Source organism: Halorubrum tibetense, from assembly GCF_042661865.1.
Classification (GTDB): Archaea; Halobacteriota; Halobacteria; order Halobacteriales; family Haloferacaceae; genus Halorubrum; species Halorubrum tibetense.
Map to the genome: position 1 here is coordinate 1 of NZ_JBHSWW010000260.1, position 3360 is coordinate 3360.

2 protein-coding genes and 1 pseudogene are annotated in these 3360 nt (G+C 67.0%); all 3 read left to right on the top strand.

The features are described 5' to 3' along the window. The coding region (locus tag ACFQEU_RS13240; protein WP_379782893.1) for a hypothetical protein at positions 1-1552 on the top strand (1552 nt) is incomplete at its 5' end. Between the two features lie 107 nt (positions 1553-1659). After that, entirely contained in the window at positions 1660-1827 is a 168-nt protein-coding gene (locus ACFQEU_RS13245; protein ID WP_379782895.1) for an HEWD family protein, read from the top strand. A gap of 294 nt (positions 1828-2121) precedes the next feature. Continuing rightward, positions 2122-3360, top strand: a pseudogene (locus tag ACFQEU_RS13250) (glutamate synthase subunit alpha); the annotation flags it as partial.

Genomic DNA, 3360 nt, shown 5'->3' on the forward strand with positions numbered 1-3360 from the left:
GCGCGCGGCCGCCGCCGACGCGCCCACGGGCGACGACCCGCACACTGCCGCCGCGTCGATGACGTACCGGTCCCCGATATCGTCTTCCACGGAGGAGACGGAGCAGACGGAAGAGACGGAGCAGACGGAAGAGGCGTCGACGGAGGAGAACGAGACCGACGAACACGATATGAAGGAGGGGGATAGCACGGATGACAGCGGGAGTGAGGAGGCCGAGGAGGCGGCCGATACAGGATCGGACGACGGGTCTGAGTCCGATGCGGAAGGCGGTACTGACACTGAGGCCGACGGTCCGGACGAACCCGACGGCGACGGGGCGGACCCGGATACGACCGAGGAAACCGACGAGGCGGACGACACGGTCGACCCGGGTACGGACGAGGAACCGACCGACGAAACGGACTGGGAAACCGAAGACGGATCGGCTGAGACCGACGGTAGCGACGACACGGAACCGATCGACGCCGACGATGGGGACACACCGGACGACCTCGATGGTGGCGAGTCGGATGACGCCGCCGCCGACGGGACCACGCCCGACAGCACCGACGATGAACGCGCGCTCGACGACATCGACGACGGGGATACGACGGACGGGACGGATGGAATGGACGGGACGGATGGGGAAATGACGGACGGGGAGATGACGGATGAACAGATGACGGACGGGGAGAGAACGGATGAACGGATGACGGACGGGGAGAGAACGGATGAACAGATGACCGACGGGGAGATGACGGGCGATAGCACGACGGACGACACCACGTCTACCGGTACGGGAACGGATTCGGCGGGGACGACCGCGGACGGGGAGGCACTGCCCGAGAGCGAAACACCGACCGATAGCGACGAGACCGCTACGTCTCTCGGGTCCACCGCTTCGATCGACGACACCGGTGACGATCCAGCGGAACCGGTTTCGGACGAGATATCGTCGGGGGGTGAACCGTCCTCCAACACCCCCGTGAGCGACGAGACCAACTCGGGCGACGGTGACACACCCGGGGGCGGAGGTACTCCGCCGGACGGAGTCGAACCGACGGTCGACAGTGACCCTACTGATAGTGTCGGCCCGGCCGATAGTGTCGGCTCGACAGAGAGCGGAGATCCGACCGACAGCGCTGACGCGTCGTCCGCCGCGGACGACCTCGACGGGGCCCCGACTCCCGACCATCGTCCGGACCCCGGCGGGTTCGGTCCTCGTGCCGTCGCCGATCTCGCGGACGCCCAAGCGATATCGGGGCCGACACGCGGGACACCCGGACGGGTCGCGAGCGATGGGCCGGATCCGACGGAGACGGCCGCGACGGAGGCTGCTGCCGGACCGATCGGAACGGATACGTCCGAGGCCCGACTGCACGACGCGACGGTCGAGGAGTCCCCCGCTCCGACCGCCGTGCGAGACGTCGACGGCCATCCCGGACGCCCGCCCGGGATCGAGGAGGCTCCGCTCCGATCGACCGCCGACGACGTGCCGGGCTTCTGGGTCGCCGCCGCGCTCCTCGCACTCGTGTTCGCCGTCGGGGTCGGACTCCGGCGTTCCCGAAGGTGAAACGAGCGGGACGCCGCGTACAGTGGGAGGCGACCCCGACGGTCCGGACCGATAGGTTCGGCAGCACCGGCGGTACGTTTTTCGTCGTCCGTGACCTGTCTCGGGATATGAGCGTCACGATCACTCCTCCGACCGAGCGGACCTGTGAGCTGTGCGGCCGCGTGGAGCGGTGGGACGAGGACGTCGAGGGCTGGCGCATCGACGAGGAACCCGGCGATGTCTACTGTATTCACGACTGGGACATCAACGGAACGTACGCACCGTTTCAGGAGTGACCGCTCGCGGGTCGACCGCCCCGCACGACTCACCCTTCCGAGACCGAGCGGCGATGTCGGCGACTTTACTTTGGACGAACGTTTACTCCTTGCCGAGTTATCGTCAGTATCCGACGCGTGTTTTGGAAAACATCAGATAATCACGAGGGATATCCGAGAGAAGATCGCTGTTCTCAACTGTGGTAACGGATATCCACCCCTGATGAATAATTACCTTATATTCCCTAATGTGTGTACGATGGATCCTACCCGTATCAGGGTCATACCTTTAAGTGATAACCCGTGACGAGAAGTATGACCAAGCCACGTAGTACCACCCCCGAGCCGGACCGCCCCGACTCGGCGGGCCACGAAGAGGGACTCGCGTCCGTAACCGACGACCGATCGAACTGTGGGATCGGCGGCGTCGTCGACCTCGACGGCGAGCCGACCCACGACACCGTCGCCGACGCGGTCGAGCTGTTAGAGAACCTCGAACACCGCGGGACGACCGGGGCGGAGGAGGACACGGGCGACGGGGCGGGGATCATGGTCGCCCGTCCGGACGCGTTCTTCCGTGACGTCGTCGACGCCGACCTCCCCGCGGAGTACGCCGTCGGCTCCGTGTTCATGCCGACGGAGCCGAGCGTTCAGGCGCGGATCCACGACGTCATCGCGGAGGTGCTCTCGGTGTACGGGCTGGAGGTGCTCGCGTGGCGGGACGTCCCGACGGACAACGCGGATCTCGGCACGACCGCGCTCGACTCCGAACCCCACGTCTCACAGCTGTTCGTCGCGCCCGTCGAGGGGGCGGGGCTCGCCGAACGGTTCACCGCGCCCGATGACGACCCCGATGCCGACCCCGCGCTGCTCGGGTTCGACCGCGCGCTGTACGCCGCCCGCCGCGAGATCGAAAACGCGGTCACCGACGTCGACGGCGCGGGGCGGTTTTACGTCTGCTCGCTCGACCGCCAGCGCGTCGTCTACAAGGGGCTCCTGAAGGGTTCCCAGCTCGCGGGGTACTACCCCGACCTCGCCGACGACCGCTTCGCGAGTCACGTCGCGTTGGTCCACGCCCGGTTCTCGACGAACACGCTCGGCGCGTGGCACCTCGCACACCCGTACCGGAACATCGTCCACAACGGGGAGTTCAACACGATCCGCGGGAACGTCAACTGGATGCGCGCCCGCGAGAACGACCTCGAACACCCGGCGTTCGGCGCGGAACTGGAGACGATCAAGCCGGTGATCGACGACCCGAACCAGTCCGACACCGCCAGCGTCGACAACGCGACGGAACTCCTCCTTCAGACGGGCCGTGACCTCCCGCACGTCCTCCGAATGCTCGTCCCGGAGGCGTTCCGCGACGACGAGCTGATGGACGAGGCTCGCGCCGACTTCTACGACTACCACGCCTCGCTCGTCGAGCCGTGGGACGGCCCCGCGCTCGTGATCGGGTTCGACGGCGAGCGCGTCGCGGGCGTGCTCGACCGCAACGGGCTTCGCCCGTGCCGCTACGAGGTGACCACCGAGAACCGCCTCGTCGTCGGCAGC